The 16,874-nt window shown below is 39.2% G+C and carries 14 protein-coding genes and 1 pseudogene; 7 read left to right on the top strand and 8 right to left on the bottom strand.

The genetic code is table 11. The annotated features are described in order from the left end of the window. The first annotated feature begins 55 nt into the window (after positions 1-55). From cgtA to I6F53_RS06495, 5 genes are all read left to right on the top strand, one after another. Positions 56-1,213, top strand: coding sequence for an Obg family GTPase CgtA (gene cgtA, locus I6F53_RS06515; RefSeq protein ID WP_007586086.1), 1,158 nt, complete (start codon positions 56-58; stop codon positions 1,211-1,213). Positions 1,214-1,286: 73 nt separating this feature from the next. Beyond that, complete coding sequence (gene folA, locus I6F53_RS06510; RefSeq protein WP_197238953.1) at positions 1,287-1,778, top strand: type 3 dihydrofolate reductase; 492 nt, start codon at positions 1,287-1,289, stop codon at positions 1,776-1,778. Positions 1,779-1,856: 78 nt separating this feature from the next. Next, positions 1,857-2,234, top strand: a complete 378-nt coding sequence (locus tag I6F53_RS06505; RefSeq protein ID WP_007586082.1) for a DUF3718 domain-containing protein — start codon at positions 1,857-1,859, stop codon at positions 2,232-2,234. 292 nt (positions 2,235-2,526) lie between these two features. Continuing rightward, the gene (gene galU / locus I6F53_RS06500) at positions 2,527-3,411 is read left to right on the top strand and encodes a UTP--glucose-1-phosphate uridylyltransferase GalU (protein WP_024593607.1); all 885 of its coding nucleotides are present in this window, start codon (positions 2,527-2,529) and stop codon (positions 3,409-3,411) included. 188 nt (positions 3,412-3,599) lie between these two features. Then, positions 3,600-4,073: a peroxiredoxin gene (locus I6F53_RS06495; RefSeq protein WP_024593606.1), complete on the top strand. Its 474-nt coding sequence runs from the start codon at positions 3,600-3,602 to the stop codon at positions 4,071-4,073. Positions 4,074-4,177: 104 nt separating this feature from the next. On the opposite strand, the gene I6F53_RS06490 is transcribed toward I6F53_RS06495, so the two are convergent. Continuing rightward, the gene (locus I6F53_RS06490) at positions 4,178-6,304 is read right to left on the bottom strand and encodes a S8 family peptidase (RefSeq protein WP_197238952.1); all 2,127 of its coding nucleotides are present in this window, start codon (positions 6,302-6,304) and stop codon (positions 4,178-4,180) included. Positions 6,305-6,632: 328 nt separating this feature from the next. On the opposite strand from I6F53_RS06490, the gene I6F53_RS06485 reads away from it, so the two are divergent. After that, positions 6,633-7,817: an NAD(P)/FAD-dependent oxidoreductase gene (locus I6F53_RS06485; protein ID WP_197238951.1), complete on the top strand. Its 1,185-nt coding sequence runs from the start codon at positions 6,633-6,635 to the stop codon at positions 7,815-7,817. Here the strand turns inward: I6F53_RS06485 and I6F53_RS06480 are convergent. From I6F53_RS06480 to I6F53_RS20795, 4 genes and pseudogenes are all read right to left on the bottom strand, one after another. Then, positions 7,814-8,932 carry a GGDEF domain-containing protein gene (locus I6F53_RS06480; RefSeq protein ID WP_197238949.1) on the bottom strand — a complete coding sequence of 373 codons (1,119 nt, stop codon included), beginning with the start codon at positions 8,930-8,932 and terminating at the stop codon, positions 7,814-7,816. The two genes, I6F53_RS06485 and I6F53_RS06480, sit on opposite strands and share 4 nt — an antisense overlap. Before the next feature lie 180 nt (positions 8,933-9,112). Beyond that, on the bottom strand, positions 9,113-10,219 hold the full coding sequence (locus tag I6F53_RS06475; protein WP_197238948.1) for a DUF917 domain-containing protein: 1,107 nt from the start codon (positions 10,217-10,219) through the stop codon (positions 9,113-9,115). A gap of 77 nt (positions 10,220-10,296) precedes the next feature. Continuing rightward, positions 10,297-11,334, bottom strand: coding sequence for a TonB-dependent receptor (locus I6F53_RS20580; RefSeq protein ID WP_331460760.1), 1,038 nt, complete (start codon positions 11,332-11,334; stop codon positions 10,297-10,299). A 692-nt stretch (positions 11,335-12,026) separates the two neighbouring features. Next, positions 12,027-12,437: pseudogene (locus I6F53_RS20795) on the bottom strand (TonB-dependent receptor plug domain-containing protein); the annotation flags it as partial. Positions 12,438-12,632: 195 nt separating this feature from the next. On the opposite strand from I6F53_RS20795, the gene I6F53_RS06465 reads away from it, so the two are divergent. Next, positions 12,633-13,163 carry an Lrp/AsnC family transcriptional regulator gene (locus tag I6F53_RS06465; RefSeq protein WP_197238947.1) on the top strand — a complete coding sequence of 177 codons (531 nt, stop codon included), beginning with the start codon at positions 12,633-12,635 and terminating at the stop codon, positions 13,161-13,163. Positions 13,164-13,186: 23 nt separating this feature from the next. Here I6F53_RS06465 and I6F53_RS06460 read toward each other — a convergent pair whose 3' ends face one another. The 3 genes from I6F53_RS06460 to I6F53_RS06450 all read right to left on the bottom strand — a co-directional run bounded on the left by I6F53_RS06460 (position 13,187) and on the right by I6F53_RS06450 (position 16,871). Then, positions 13,187-14,461: a purine-cytosine permease family protein gene (locus I6F53_RS06460; RefSeq protein ID WP_197238945.1), complete on the bottom strand. Its 1,275-nt coding sequence runs from the start codon at positions 14,459-14,461 to the stop codon at positions 13,187-13,189. Between the two features lie 236 nt (positions 14,462-14,697). Beyond that, positions 14,698-15,897 (bottom strand): AGE family epimerase/isomerase, encoded by a 1,200-nt coding sequence (locus I6F53_RS06455; RefSeq protein WP_197238944.1) that lies wholly within the window; start codon positions 15,895-15,897, stop codon positions 14,698-14,700. Next, on the bottom strand, positions 15,894-16,871 hold the full coding sequence (locus tag I6F53_RS06450) for a carbohydrate kinase family protein (protein ID WP_166419668.1): 978 nt from the start codon (positions 16,869-16,871) through the stop codon (positions 15,894-15,896). Before I6F53_RS06450 ends, I6F53_RS06455 begins: the two co-directional genes overlap by 4 nt. Between the last annotated feature and the right edge of the window lie 3 nt (positions 16,872-16,874).

Below are 16,874 nucleotides of genomic sequence, written 5' to 3'. Positions count from 1 at the left end.
TGGCTTGGGTATATAATAGAGTTATTAAACAAGCCAATCCCTAAAGTGAGTAATCATGAAGTTTGTAGATGAAGTAGAAATTCGCGCAGAAGCTGGAGACGGTGGCAGCGGCATCGTGTCTTTCCGTCGTGAAAAATATGTTCCAGATGGTGGACCAGACGGCGGTGACGGTGGAGACGGTGGTAGTGTTTATCTACAAGCTGATGAAAACTTAAATACCCTAATTGATTATCAGTTTGAGCGCTTTCATAGAGCTGAACGTGGTACTAACGGTCGTAGCCGTAACTGTACAGGCCGAAAAGCCGATGACTTATTTGTTATGGTGCCTGTAGGCACGCGCATCATGGATGTTGATACCCAAGAGGGACTTGGCGACTTAACTCAAGATGGTCAACGAATTTTGGTTGCAAAAGGTGGTTTCCACGGCTTGGGGAATGCACGTTTTAAATCAAGTACTAACCGAGCACCTCGTCAAAAAACATTGGGCACACCCGGTGAAGTACGTAACTTAAAGTTAGAGTTACTATTATTAGCTGATGTGGGCTTGCTAGGATTACCAAATGCAGGTAAATCTACGTTTATCCGCAGTGTATCTGCAGCAAGACCAAAAGTAGCTGATTACCCATTCACGACGCTTATTCCTAATTTAGGTGTGGTACGTCCAGAAGCAAATAAATCATTTGTTATAGCCGATATTCCGGGTCTAATTGAAGGTGCATCTGATGGTGCAGGGCTAGGTATTCGCTTCTTGAAGCATTTAGAGCGTTGTCGTGTGTTATTGCACATTATTGATGTAATGCCGGTAGATGGTTCAAACCCTGTTGATAATGCATTTTCGATTATTAACGAGCTACACCAATACAGCCCTAAATTAGCTGAAAAACCACGCTGGTTAGTGTTTAATAAAATAGATTTATTACCAGAAGATGAAGCAAAAGCGCTATGCGAAGCGATTGCAGAAGAGCTGGGCGAAACTGAAAATATTTATCACATTTCAGCAATTAATAAACTTAATACTCAACCTTTAATCCACAACATAATGACACTACTTGATAGCATGCCTAAAGAGAAGTTTGTACAAGTTGAAGATGAAGAAGTTGAATTCAAGTGGGATACCTATCATGAAAAAGCCACTAAAGGTAAAGGCAATGATGATGATTGGGACGACTGGGATGAAGATGATTACGACGTAGAAGTTGTCTACGAGCGTTAATTAAATAGAATTTATTAAAAAGGAGCTTATGCTCCTTTTTCTTTGTTTAAGAATAAAGTACTAGGTGTTTATTATGATAATTTCAATGATTGCAGCAATGGCAAATAACCGTGTAATTGGCCTAGATAATAAAATGCCATGGCATTTACCTGCCGATCTTCAGCATTTTAAAAAAGTAACTACGGGTAAGCCGGTGATCATGGGTCGTAAAACTTTTGAGTCAATAGGCCGTCCTTTACCTGGGCGTCGTAATATTATTATTACTCGAAACAGAGAATATACTGCACAGGGTATTGAAGTGGTAACCACACCAGAGGCCGCACTAGAACTAGTTTGTGCTGTTGAAGAAGTAATGATTATTGGTGGCGGTAATATTTATGAGCAATTTTTACCAAAAGCAGAACGCTTATATTTAACCTTTATTGATTTAGATATTAAAGGCGATACACAGTTTCCTGATTACAATAAAGTTGCTAATTGGAACGTGAAAGAAGAGCAAGAAAACCTTCCTGATGAAAAAAACAAATCTAGTTATAAATTCGTAACTTTGTATAAAGAACATTAACATTATTGCGTAATTTTTGATAGATTGATATAATATTTGATAGTCTATATAAGAACAAAGTATTATAAAGGGTTTGTCATGTTTAAATTACCAAAGCTAGTTGCACTTACTGCTGTTGTCGCTGTAAGTTCTTTTTCGTATACAGCACCTGCAAATGCTGAAGATCAATTAGCAGTATCTATTTGTGAATATATTGCGGCAGACGATAAAAACCGATTACGCAGCAAGCTTAAAAGCTCTCGTGTAAAAATTCGTAATATTTATGATGCAGTACAATGTAATGGTAATAACTTATTACGTCATGCTGTTGCTAGTAATGCAGTGGATACTGGTGAGTATATAGTTAAAAACTTATCAAAAAGTGCGTTAACAGATGGTGCTGATATTGCTTGGGCTGAAGGCAACTTTGCTAGCTCACCACTTATTGCAGTGATTAAAGATCGCGCTGGTCTTTAATTATAAAAAGGTTTTATAACTCTACCTTCAGTAAGGTATTGTTAAATATTGATTAGTCTGAAGTTTTTATTAATAACAACTTCAGACTTTTTTATTTAGCTAATGTAATCTCACCTCTAACAAAATCATTAATAAGTTCACTATTTACCTATCTATTTTATATTCCTAAAGTGTAGAGTCTTCATTTTAAAAGCAGCTTCAAATTTACTTCTTCAAAAGAGGTAACTTTATTCAGCTGGTATCTATTTTGTATCTGCTAGTTTATTTACTAACTTAATCACTAAGGATAGATATGAAAGCTGTAATTCCAGTAGCAGGCTTAGGGACGAGAATGCTCCCTATGACAAAAGCTATTCCAAAAGAAATGCTCCCTATAGTTGATAAACCTCTAATTCAATATATTGTCAGCGAATGTGTATCTGCCGGTATTAAAGATATTGTATTAGTTACACACAGCTCTAAAAATGCAATCGAAAACCATTTTGATACAAGTTACGAGCTAGAAGCTACTCTTGAAAAACGTGTTAAACGTGCTTTATTAGATGAGATTCGCTCTATTTGTCCGCCTGATGTCACCATTATGAGTGTACGCCAAGGTGAAGCTAAAGGGCTAGGGCATGCTATTTTGTGTGCTAAGCCAATAGTTGGTGACGATAACTTTGTCGTGCTCCTGCCAGACGTGATACTTGATGCTTATACTGCCGATCAAGAAACTGAAAACTTAGCGGCCATGATTAAACGCTTTAAAGAAACTCAAGCAAGTCAAATAATGCTTGAGCCAGTAGCTAAAGAAGACGTTAGTAAATATGGTATTGCTGATATAAACGGTGTTGAGTTAATGCCAGGTAAAAGTGCTGCAATTAAAGCAATGGTTGAAAAACCTGATGCAGATTTAGCACCTTCAAATCTTGCTGTTGTAGGGCGATATGTACTGAGTAAGAATATTTGGCCTCTACTCGCAAAAACGTCTGTAGGTGCTGGCGGTGAAATACAACTTACAGATTCTATTGACGCATTAATGGCACAAGAAACCGTTGAAGCATTCCATATGAGTGGTCGCTCTCACGATTGCGGAGATAAGTTAGGCTATTTAAAAGCAATTGTAGAGTACAGCATGCGGGATAAAAAGTTAGGTAATGACTTTTCTCGCTTTATAAATGATTTGAATTTACCTTAACTACAGAGCAATAAATTTTATGAAAACTATAGAAGCTAAAATAGTTTTCATAAAATGTAGTGAACGCGGTCTACAAACCTTTGCTAGACTACTCTGAGTTACTAAGTTAGTTACACTTTACCTACACTGTAATAGGTTACGTAGTATGATTGTTACTTATTCTGTATTGATCTTTTAAAGGAACCACCATGATTGAGCAAGGCCAAGAATTACCATCGGTTACGTTAACGCAATTAACTGACGACGGTATGCAATCTCTTACAAATAAAGAGTTGTTTGAAGGTAAAAAAGTCGTGTTATTTGCAGTGCCAGGTGCATTTACACCAACGTGTTCAAATGCACATTTACCTGAATTTATTACTCTTGCTGATAAAATTAAAGCAAAAGGTGTTGATGCTATTTACTGTGTATCTGTTAATGACGCATTTGTTATGCAAGCATGGGGCGACTCGCAAAACGCGCAAGAAATTACAATGCTTGCCGATGGCGATGGAAGTTTCACTAAATCGTTAGGGCTTGATAAAGATACCGCTAGTTTTGGTGGTTTACGTTCAACGCGTTACGCTATGATTGTTGAAAATGCAGTAGTAACTGGTTTATTTGTAGAGCAAGACAAAGAGTTTGTTGTAAGCCGTGCAGAATCAGTACTAGAGAAGCTATAACAGTAATAAAATGTAGGTTTTAGCTTTAATTAATCAGCTACTTACTATTTAAAAACCGATGTTGGAAACAACATCGGTTTTTTATTTACGGCTCAAATTTTAAATTACGGTTGGTATTGTCCGCTAAGTGTTAAACCAGAGAAAGTGCTATAGGCGTTAACGCTTAAGTGCCAAGTACCTGCTTGTGGATTGGTAAATGTACATGTTTCTGCGTTGCCATTTTTATAAGGGCGACAATCGTACGTAGTGGTTGTTGGTTGGCTGCCATATTTTACAAATAAGTCTGCATCGCCACTTCCACCCGACGTTGTTACTGTAAACGTACTCATTCCTGCAGGTACATCTAACGTGTAATGTTTCCACTGACCAGTATTGGTTGTCACATCGCTTATAGTGCCGCCGCCTGCTTGTGGAGTGCCTGTACCGCCACCAGACGATGAACCACCAGTAATATTACCTACCAAGCTCACAGCTGAATACGCAGAGTAGCCGTTAAGCATTACGTGGTAAGTTCCCGCAGTAGGGTTATCAATAGAACACTCTTCGCTATTACCGCCTTTATAAGGGCGACAGTCATAGGTAGTAGTTGTAGGTTTACTGCCCGCACGTACGTATAAATCAGCATCACCAGTACCACCACTCATAGTGAATGTTACGTTAGTTGCACCGCTTGGTACGGTCATAGTGTAAAACGCTTGTGCATTTGCAGCCCCACTTAAACCTGTTTTAGCTTCACCATTAATAAGCTCGCTATCACCGCCTGTAGGCGGAGTAGTGCCGCCACTTGCAGCTGCAACAGCTGCGGCTGCATCAACAATACCCGTACCACAGCTAGTACATGTAGCAGGGAACGAACGGGTTGTTGATTTTAAAATACTTTCTATTTCGTCAGGCGTTGCATCTGGTTTTGCTTGCTTAATAAGTGCCGCAACACCTGCTACGTGAGGCGCAGCCATTGATGTACCTTGCGAATAACCGTAGCTGTCGCTTGAAGGTGTAGACGAACCTGAGTTATAAGTTGATAGAACACCCTCGGAGTCGTTTGCAAAACTTTGCGCGCCACCCGGTGCTGCAACATCAATATTGCTACCGTAGTTTGAGTAATAAGCTCGACCGCCATTACGACCTACTGATGCTACGTTTACTACACCATTACAGTTACCTGGGTTGTAGTTTGCGGAGTTATCGTTATCGTTACCTGCAGCAATAACTACCACAGTGCCGTTACTACGCGCGGTGTTAATTGCATTTTGAGTTGTAGAGCTACATGAACCGCTGCCACCTAAACTCATATTTATTACATCTGCAGGGTTTGAGTTAGCAGGAATGCCTGAAACACTTCCGCCAGATGCCCAAATAATACCATCTGCAATATCAGAGGTTAAACCACCACACTTACCAAGTACACGAACAGGCACTACTTTTGCGTTATAAGCTACGCCTGCAACACCTTCACCGTTATTGGTTACCGCAGCAACTGTGCCGGCTACGTGCGTGCCGTGCCAGCTAGAGTTTTGTGCACCGTTAGTGCCACATTCATTCGCAGCAACTGCATCACCAGGATCACGTGCATCGCTATCGCGACCACCGCCATCGTTAGCTACCGATAGGTTAGAGATCATATCGTAACCCGGTAAAATGTTAGCATTTAAATCGGCATGTGGGCGGTAACCCGTATCTAGTACAGCTACAACTACACCGCTACCCGTTGCGGTATCCCATGCAGTAGGTAAGTTTAAACCACCGGCTTGCTCGTAGTAGTGCCATTGGTCATCAAAGCGTGGATCGTTAGGAGTTGAAAACGGCTTTAACATTTGATCTACTTCAATGTATTCCACATTGCCTGAATCAACCATTTCTTGCATAAATTCTTGCGCTTCTGCTGTACTTAATTTTTTATCAGCACGCATGACGTGGTGGTTATTAAGTGCCATTGCACGAATATATTTTGCTTTTACTTTGCCTTTTTTAGAAGCGAAGTTTTTAACAAAGCTTTGTGCGCGCTTTTTCATGCTAGACGGGCTTGCGTCTGCAGTTGAAAAACTCGCCATTTCGTTATTATTTTTATATTTAATAATGAACTGAGTTTCAAAGCCGCCTTGGCTTTGTAGCTTAGCTGATGTTTCAGCCATTGAGCTTGAAACCGATTGAGCGATGCCTGATGTTGCAGCAAAAAGCGTACTAACTGTAAGTGCAATTGCGCATTTTTTAAAAGTTTTACTAGTTGTCATAATTATCCCTAGATTTTTATTTATTATTTCGTGATGTAAGATCACGATGCGGGAACGAAAGTAAACGACCTGTTAATAAGGTTAAAATATCAATTTAGTATGTACCTCTTTCATTTGGTTATAACTCAGGGTTTTAGCGGTTTACTCGTTGTTTAGTATTTGTCGTATAAATTAAAAACAAGCATAAAGGACTGTTTTTTTGTGCGGGTAATTATTCCCCACTTATTACTGATGCGCTTTTGTTGTGTTATTGCTAATAATTCAAATGCTGCGTTGTTAGCTATCAAACTTTGCTATAATCGAGCAAATTTTTTAATGAGATAAATAAATGACCCAAGTAGATGTAATTGTAATAGGTGCGGGAGCAGCAGGATTAATGTGTGCAGCGCAAGCTGGATACCGTGGCCGAAGCGTTACAGTACTTGATATGGGGAAAAAACCAGGTCGTAAAATTTTAATAAGTGGTGGTGGGCGTTGTAATTTTACAAATGAAAACGCAACACCGGATAACTACTTATGCGGCAATCCTCATTTTGTTAAATCATGTTTAAGTCGCTATACACAGCATGATTTTATTGAGCTTGTAGACAGGCATGGCTTGGCGTATCACCATAAAACACTAGGCCAGCTTTTTTGCGACAACAATGCACAAGATATTGTTGATATTTTACTGACCGAATGTGAGTGGGCCGGAGTAAATATAAAGCTACGCAACGAAGTGATCAGCGTATCAAAAACCGAAACCGGCTATAGCGTTATCACAGAGCAAGAAACCTTAAGCTGTGAGTCGCTAGTTATTGCATCGGGTGGCTTAACTATGCCTAAACTGGGTGCAACACCAATTGGCTATAAGGTTGCAGAGCAGTTTGGGTTAAATGTATTGCCAACCATGGCTGCACTTGTACCATTTACTTTGCACCAGCACGATAAAGACCGTTTTGAAGGACTTTCGGGAATTAGTATCCCATGTGAAGTTTCAAGCGAAGACGGCTCCGTATTTAAAGAAAATATCCTCTTTACTCACCGAGGGTTATCGGGCCCTGCAATATTACAAATAAGCTCATTTTGGCGAGCAGGGCAGGCTGTTACTATAAACCTATTACCTGAAATAGATTTAAGGCAACAACTTGCTGATTGGCGTGAAACACAAGCCCAAAAGTCGTTAAAAAATAGCCTTGCGACTATTTTACCTAAACGCTTTATAGAAATACTGCACGAAAGCAAAGCGATACCAGATTGTAATATTAATCAGCTCACACATGCTCAAATAGATGAGTTAGTAAATTATATTCACGCTTGGCAAATTAAACCCAATGGCACTGAAGGCTATAGAACAGCAGAAGTAACATTAGGCGGTGTAGATACCGATGAGTTGAGCTCAAAAACCTTTGAAGCCAAAAAAGCCAAAAGCCTATACTTTATAGGTGAAGTAACCGACGTAACGGGTTGGTTAGGGGGCTACAATTTTCAGTACGCCTGGAGCTGTGGATTTGCTTGTGGGCAGTATGCTTAGGCGTTAACTTTATTTAGATTTAGCTGTTTTATATAGTCTGGATAAGCGGTAATAGTTAAATTGTTATCGCTACAACAGACTAAATTACGGCCATTATTTTTAGCTTCGTATAGTGCTTTATCAGCCCGTTCCAATATCTTTAGTACAGTATCACCCGTTTGAATAGGGGCTAAACCTATACTGATAGTAAGAGATATATTTACAATTGGATGAGTGCCCACATACTCTTTTAGCTCATTAGCTTGTGCCATCGCATCGGTTATGGAGGTGCCTGATAAAATAACAGTAAACTCTTCACCTCCCCATCGTGCAATTAGAGAGCTCTTTGGCATTTTATTTTTTAGTATATTGGCAAATTCACTCAAAACGCTATCACCTACTAAATGACCATAAGTATCGTTAATGTTTTTAAAGTAATCTATGTCGCAAATAAGTAAGCAGTTAGATGCTTTTGACACTTCATTTTTAGCAATTAACTGAGATAATTCAGAATCAAATTTTTGTCTGTTATAAAGCCCCGTTAACTTATCGGTTTCTGCTAAGTGTTGAATTTCCAAGTTACGGATAGATAATCGAGTGTATGCCGAAAACCGTGTTTTTTCGTAAAATCTAAAAATTAAAATATGAGCAAGGCTTACCTCTATAAGATTAAATAAAGAGCCTAAGCCAATTGTTACGGTTTGCTGTTGTTGTAAATACACAAGATACGCACAAATAGTAAAGGCGACTGCACTAAATAGGCTTCCCCAGTTTCTTCCAACTAAAAAAAAGCTAAAAGGCGGGATTAACGTTGCCCAAAATAAAGAATGCGCATGCCCACCTACAGAAACTACAAACATCATTATTAAGCTAACGACCATTAATGTAACGGCCCACGCTGCTGCATTTACATTGGCTGTTTTATTAAACCAGGTATAAATACCTAACGATACAGTAAGTCCTAAGGCATCAATTAAAGCAATGTCATAGCTTTCAAAATAAAAAAGATTGAGGAGTGTTAAAACTAAAAAGTAACATGTAGTTATTAGTAAAGAGTGGGCTATTAAGCGAGTACGCCAAAAATCCTTATGGTCTTTTGGGTATTGTGGAAACTCTTTGTACCAAAAACCTAGCATAATGAAAGACTCTTTAACCTCTGAATTTAGTGATTATTACTTATATTAGGCTTTTATTATAGTTTTTTACTTTGATAAAAAGGGTATTACAGATTGGAAGCGAGTTATTTATATGAAAGCTTAACGGGTTAAGTGCTAACCGCGCTAAGCTTTATAATAATTCAGGTTATAGCTGAATAGTTAACTCTTTATAGCCGGGCGATAATCACTCTTAACGCCTGCGTAATTAGGGCCAAATATAGAAAGCCCTTTTGGCGTTGTAAACTCAACAGGTGCTGGCAAAATAATAACGGATACAGGCATACCTACTTCATAATTTGGGTTGGTGATTGGCGTACCCGCTTGTGTGTTTAGGCAACAAATTAAATCAGGGATGGTAACGTGGACATCATCATTTAAAAACGCTGCCATATTTTCGTTTTTAACTGTAATTTTATAACTATTACCAACAAACTCACCAGTACCAGTAAGAATAACTTCACCTATAGTAAACCCTTCAAGTGTTTTAAATTCAAAGGCACTAACAACGCCTTCAAACGCAACGAACCCTTTACCTTGTTCTGCAACTACATTAATCGTATTGTCATTTGAGTTATTGGCTTCACGCATTGCTCTTCCAAGCTTTAATGCTTTACTTATAGTGCCATGAATAACTGCATCTTTCATTTGTTCAATAGGAAGAATATGATCGATAGCTGCTATGTCGTTACGGCTTATTTTAGCCAATGCTCGCACTACGGTCTCGGCGCGTAAGTCGTCCATTACGTTTTCACAAATAAAGCACTCGCCAAATTCGTTAGCGGTAATAATTGGTGCTGCAGGTAAGTTGTTTAAATAATAGGTTGAGTGGGTTATTTCAGGGACTGCTCGCCCAGCAGGGTCTGCATCAATAATATAACCGTCAAACATAGCCGCTAAATAAAAAGATACCGCAGTATTGGAACCACCTAGTTCGCAGCAAATAGTCCCGTAAATAGACTCTTTATTCATGTACTCAAGGGTGCGTTCGTAAGCTGCTAAAATAGAATGCCTACCTGTACGTGGGAGGTTAGCATAAGCGTGTTCTTCATCATCAGTTAGAGGCGATATAGCCCCTAAAATATAAGGCGTGCATACAAGTTCGCCTGCGGGTACTTCATCTGCGCTAATAAGTTTAAACGTTTTGCCAAGTGCAAGGGCTTCGTCAATATAATTTATGCCTTCGCTTAGCTCACCGCCACCGCCAGTACCTAAAATGGCGCAGCCGTATAAAATATCTATAAGTTGTTCACGATTAAGAATTTGCATGTGTGTATCGCTATTAGTTATATAAAAAATAAGAGGCTGCTTTAAGGGTATTTAAAGCAGCTATTTGAGAATTGAGATTAAAAGTCGTAGCTTAGCTCTACGCCGTAACTACGTGGTTTATTAGGTTGGCGCGCAAGTTCAGTAATCCCGTCGCCATATAAAAATATATCTTCAATGGCACGTTCATCAGTGAGATTTTCGACGTAAACTTGCACCGTCCACTGCTCAGACTTAACGCCAATACCTGCATTTAGGTAGGTGTAACGTGATGACTCTACATCTGGAATATCAATGCTAAAGGTTTTAGGGCCTTCAATTAATAGTTCGGTGCGGGAGAACAATGACCACTGGCCGTTTAATTGCGTATTATGATTGGCCGATATACTGTAGTTGTATTCAGGTACCCAAAACTGTGGTTTGCCAGCTAGGTCGGGACGTAGTTCAAAACTTTTTATTTCTGAATCAATAATACCGGCGCTTAGGTTTATGCTTAAGTTGCTGGTGGCTGCATAGGCCGCCTCTAGCTCTAGGCCTTTGGTTTGTACTTCATCAATTGATAAGTTTTCGAGGGTGAAGGAATCTACGTTAAATTGCGTAAATTGGGCATCGTCTTGATCAATTATAAACGCGGCACCATTGAGTGTTACTTTGTTATCAAACAAGGACGTTTTAAAGCCCATTTCGTAACTATCAGACACTTCTTGATTAAATGTACGGCTAATCCCTTCTGCTGGTTCGTTAAAACCGCCACTTCTAAATCCGTGCGAATAACCCGTATATAGCAAAAAGTCATCAGTAACTTGATATCCTAAAGTTACTTTTGGCTGTAATTGGCTAAACGACTTTTTAGCGTAAGTATCTGTTTTATTGGTTGGGTCAAACGATTCTCGCGTATCATGATCGTAGCGTAGAGCCGCGGTTAGCTCTAACTGCGAGGTAATGTCGTAGTTAAATTGCCCCGCAAGGGCCCATGCATCGCTGCTGTTATTATCGATAATAGATAAGTAAGATTCATCGTTTGCAAAATCTTTACGGGTGAGTATTTGTGCATCAGTAAAGTCATCATAAAAAAGTACCGCAGTGTCGCGGTCGCGCTGTTGATAAAATGCCGACACAGACCATCTAAATTCCTGATCTGACTGAGATATAAACGAGACTCAACAGTTAATGATTCAACATCGTATAATCCCTCAGTTCCAAATGGGGCTCTAAACAAGCCATCTTCATCTATAAACGTCGCATCGGCTGAGTAGTCGCCATCGTAAAAATGCTCATTTTCAGAGTTACTGTAGGCGGTTACAAATTCAAATTTACCCAGATCGTAATGCTGGGTCAGCTTAGCGCTTAGCTCATATACATCGCGCTCGTCTTCGTTAATAATATTTTGCGAGGTATTAATTGAGAAGTCTTCAATGGTGTCATCGTTTACGCCTTGATAGTAAGCAAAACCCGCTTCGCTTGACGTGTATTTGCCTTTAAGATTTATTGATGTGTCTTCAGTTAATTCAAATTCTAATTGCGAAAATACAGACTGTTCTTTTAATGGATCGGCTTTATCGCCCGTGTAAGTATTTTTAATAAGGCCATCGGTATCTTTTATATAACCACCGGCTCTAAAATAAGCGGTGTTTTCATCATTTAACGACCCTGACACAACTGCATTTAGGTTATAGGTATTACCATTACCAATTGAGCCTTTAATTTTACCTTCAAAGTCTTCAATCGGTTTTTTTGTCGTAACAATCACCGCACCACCAATTGCGCCTCTGCCGTACAACGCACCTTGTGCGCCACGCATAACTTCAATGCGTTCAATATCTACTAAGTCTTGGTTAATAAACTCTAAATCGGGGGCGGTTACACCATCAACAACAAATGCGAGTGGCGGATCGCCTACTTGCGGTGTAATTAACCCACGAATAGTTATGCGCGCAAGGCCGGGTCTAAAGTTATCAAGTTGCGATAGATTAGGCGTTAAATTAGCAACATCACGAAAGCTGGTGATACGAGATTTTTCAATAGTATCGGCGCTAAAGGCGGTAACAGAGTCTGGCACGTTTTGAATTGACTCAACACGTCCTCGAGAAATAACAGAAATTTTTTCGATAGTGCTGGCTGTATTATTTTGTTCTTGTGCATTAACGTGTGACAAGCACGATAAACTCACCGCCGATGCTAAAAGCGTTTTATGGAATTTTGTTCTATTGTATCTGCTCATGTTATATGTCCTAATGTCACGACTAAGGTAATGTTTTTAACGTACAAACATTGTCGCTTTTTCAGACAAAATAATATTTTGTAAAACCTTAAATGAGCACAAACATATTGTGAAAATACCTAACAGGCGCTAAGTTTTATGTACATTTTGACAATAGGTTTACAAAATTAATTATTTTTCAATGTGAAACCAGTTATGAAAAAAACAATAAAAATAGACAGATATAACCAAAAAATATTAGCGATAGTGCACCTTACTGCCGATCTCACTAATGTAGAGTTAGCTGAGCGAGTAAACCTTTCTCCTAGTGCGTGTTTTCAACGCGTTAAAGCATTAAAAGAAGCCGGGTATTTTCGTACATTTCATGCCGATATAAATCTTGAACAAATATGTGAACATGTATTTGCTTATATGGAATTTACACTTGAGGACAACAACTTAGCAGCTAGGCGTAAGTTTTTAGCCGAAATACACGATATCCCCGAAATAATGGATTGCATGCAGCTAAGTGGTGATATTGATTATATTTCGTTTTGTTGTTTTGCCGATATTCAGGCGCTTAACGCAATGTGCGATAAGTTAACGGGCAGTAGTAATTATACGATTAAAAAATTAACTACACGTATCGTGCTTGAGCGAGCCAAGTTCTTTTTGGGCTACCCGCTTGAAAAACTAAAGTGGCGAGACGAAATGAAAATAGAAGAAGACGAACAAGGCGCTGATTAAGCGCCTTGTTTAGTTATAAGTGCTTATGGTTTGTTAACTGGTTTTGGCTTGATCAATTTTACAAAAAAAGTATAAATAATTGCGGTTAAAATAATGGCATCAATAACGGTAATGCCACTCAATGACACGTTAAATATCGCCCCATTACACACTGCAAATGCCGCACCTACAAACCAAGCCGTAAATGCAGGTACAGAAAAGCGCGCGTTATTAGTGAGCGTATTTGCGTTGTACGCGTGAGGTTTTATAAATAATGCATCAACAATAATAACGCCTGCAACGGGCACAAAAATATCTGACAAAAAAGCCAAAAAGCTAATAAACATATCTAAAATATTTATAAAAGCGGCACCAATTCCTACTAGCCCTAATAAAACAATAACCCACTTTTTATGCCAGTGCGGAAAAGTAGCCTCCACACTGAGTGCGGTACTGTATAGATTTAACGAATTTAAAATCCAACTTCCTGCAATTACTATAAAAAATGCCGAAAAACCTAAATTAAGCGCTAGCATTAAACTCAATATTTCGGTTTCTTGCATGGCGGCTGCTGCAAATACAGCAACAAAAATAACGAGCAGTTCAATAATCATATAAGCAATAAAAGAGGTGTATACGCCGCCACGTTTTTGTTTAGAAAAACGGGTTATATCGGGCAAGATAATTGCGCCAATAATAACGCCACCAACAATAGCGGCTACAGCATCTTCAAGTGATAAGTCAGCCGGCTTTTCTAAGTTTATAAAATCAACGAATGGCATGTTATCTAATGCGCCAAATAGCATCATTGCGGTCACTACAGCTAAAATGGGGATCATAATAGAAGCCAATACATTAATAGCTTTAAATCCGTATAACGTGGTTATAAGCATGGCGCAGCCAGCAGCTATATCAATTGGCCACTCAGGCATAATAATATTAAATTCAGCACTTAGTAGGCGTACTACTGCATTCGAAAATAAGTCTATATTTACCCCAAACCAGCCAATTAATGACAAAGCAAAGGCTATATTTACAATGCCAGCACCGGCATTGCCAAACGCTATTTTTACTAACAAATAAGAGCTTAAGCGGCTTTTTACACCTATCGAGCCCATGGCACCGCCAATGATGGTTAAAATAATTGAGCCAATAACTAATGCCCAAAGCGTATTGCTTACACTCGAATTTTGATGAATTTCTAAGCCGGTAATAAAGGTGGGCAGTGAAAAACTTAGCATTGCGGCTATGGCTGCAATGCGCGGCCAAGCAACAAGTTCTTTGGCGTTAATTGTGTGGCGGTCGTTCCCGTTAGGCATTACCTGTTTCTCTTTTTTATTATCTTTAATATTACTATACGCCGCTGGCGTGCAAAATTTTTTACTATTGGCGTGTTATTAAAAATATTAGGTTTTAAAAGTAGGGCGTGTACAAAATTATATTTTGTAGTAATTATTATTGTGTATTCAAAGGCACTACCAATTAGGCAAAAAAAAACCGCCAAAATGGCGGTTAAAAGGTCTACACAACACAACAAAATATAACTATTTTTTCGTTATTTTAATAACGCCAACACATCAAAGCAGGCACCCATAGTGTGGTAATCAGTTTTACCAATAGGGCTTTTCTCGGTATCCATTTTTTTGTTATCTACGGTTAAAATTCTAAACCACGCACCGTATTGATGATCAACTAAATGCAGCCACGAATACTGCCAAATTTTGTCGTACCATTGCTGGTATTTTTCATCACCTGTTGCTTGATAAAGATAGGCAGCACAACACAGTGTTTCGGCTTGAACCCAAAAGTACTTATCGTCATCGCAAATAGTTTTATCTGGGGCAAAACCGTAGCAAATACCGCCGTGTTTTTTATCCCATGCTACATCTATTGAGTTATCAAATAATGCTTGAGCGCGTTCAATAAGCCATTTTTGTGGCTTATGCTTATTTAAAAACATAAGCAGTTTTGACCACTCTGTTTGATGACCAGGCTGAAAGCCCCACGGACGAAATAAATTTTTAGGATCGTTTTTGTTGTACTCTAAATCGACCTGCCAATTTATATCGTAATGCTCCCAGATTAATCCGCCCATTAAATTAGCTTGGCGGTTAACCATGTTGTCGGCAAGAGTAAGCGCACGGTTTAAAAATATCTCGTCTTTTGTTGCTTCATAAGCAGCAATAAGTGCTTCGCAAGTGTGCATGTTGGCGTTCTGGCCACGGTATGAATCGCACTTTGTGAAGTCGCTGTTGTGCTGATCTTTATATAACCCGGCTTTTGCATCCCAAAAATGTGTTTCCATTGTTTGAAATGTATCGTTGAGGTATTCACGCGCCTCTGTAACGCCCACACGGTATGCCCAGCTGTACGCTAAAATAACAAACGCAAAGCCATAACAATGGTTAGTGTTATCAAGTACGGTTGCTTGGCCGTTTTCAACTTTTAATAACCAGTTGTAGCCGCCAGTTTGCTCAACAAGATGATGCTTACGAATAAACTCAATACCCGATTTAACACGGGTAAGGTATTTTTCGTCATTAAAGGTTTGATACGCGCGTGCATAGTTAAATACAAAACGAGTAGAGCTTACTAAATGGCGCGTTTGTTTATCAAACACCTCACCATTATCAGAAAAGTTTTGGTAAAAACCACCGTGTTCGTCGTCAATATTTGGCTCGTAAAACGCTAAGGTGTCGCTAATGTGCTGCGTTAAAAACTCATGGCTTTTAAAGTTATCAGGTGTACTTTTCATAGTTCGCTCCTAAAATCGTGTAGAGACTTTTGGTTAGGTAAGGAGTTAAATGCCCCTTTGTAAGATGCGGCGTGGGCACCGCATAACGAAGCAAATTCAAAAATAGTATTTAGCTTTGAATTATTTTCACAAAGCGTACTAAAGCTCACAGGTGTAAGTGCTTGTAAGCCTAGCTGATATAATAGGCCACCTACAAAGGCATCGCCGGCGGCAGTAGCATCAACCATAGTTACTTTTTTAGGGATAAGCATTTGTTTGCCGTGTTTAGTAAACCAATACATTGGGTTACTTGCATCTGTGACTACAAATAGCTCACAGCCGTTACTCAGTGTTTGGGCAATAAATTCATCACTCGATTGCTCACCCGCAAGGTATTCAAGCTCTTCTTTTGAGGCTTTAATAATTGAGCAGTCTTTTAATAATGGTAAAATATGTTCGCGAGGGTTAGCATCGCTTGGCCATAAATTAAGGCGCAAGTTAATATCAAAGCTCACAATTGAGTTATTTTGTTTTGCAAATTTAACACCGTAAGCGGTGGTGTTTCTGATGTTTTCGTCGGTTAACGTGTTTGAGCAAATATGAAAAATATCGCATTGCTCAAACCATTCGCTACTAAAGTCATTATTACTAAAGTGCAGATCGGCGGTGTTATCACGATAAAACTCAAACGTACGATCGCCGTCGTTATCAAGTGACACAAACGCAAGCGCCGTTTTAGCATGATCAGTAAAGCGCATAAAGTCGGTTTTTACACCTTGCTCTTTTAATGCGTTATGTAAAAAGTCGCCAAAGCTATCAGTGCTTAGCATTCCTGCAAAGTAGGCATTACCGCCTAGCTTTGCAATAGCTACGCTTACGTTTGCAGGCGCACCGCCTGCAAACTTTGTAAACGCTTCGTGTTCGTTGCTGTTTTGGCTCAATTTATTTGAAAGTAAATCAACCAGTACTTCACCAAAGCATATTGTGTGTTTCATGAT

The organism is Pseudoalteromonas sp. SWN29, assembly GCF_015864465.1.
GTDB lineage: Bacteria > Pseudomonadota > Gammaproteobacteria > Enterobacterales > Alteromonadaceae > Pseudoalteromonas.
The sequence above is the reverse complement of the archived record's forward strand: the minus strand, read 5'-3'. Positions and strand labels throughout refer to the sequence as shown.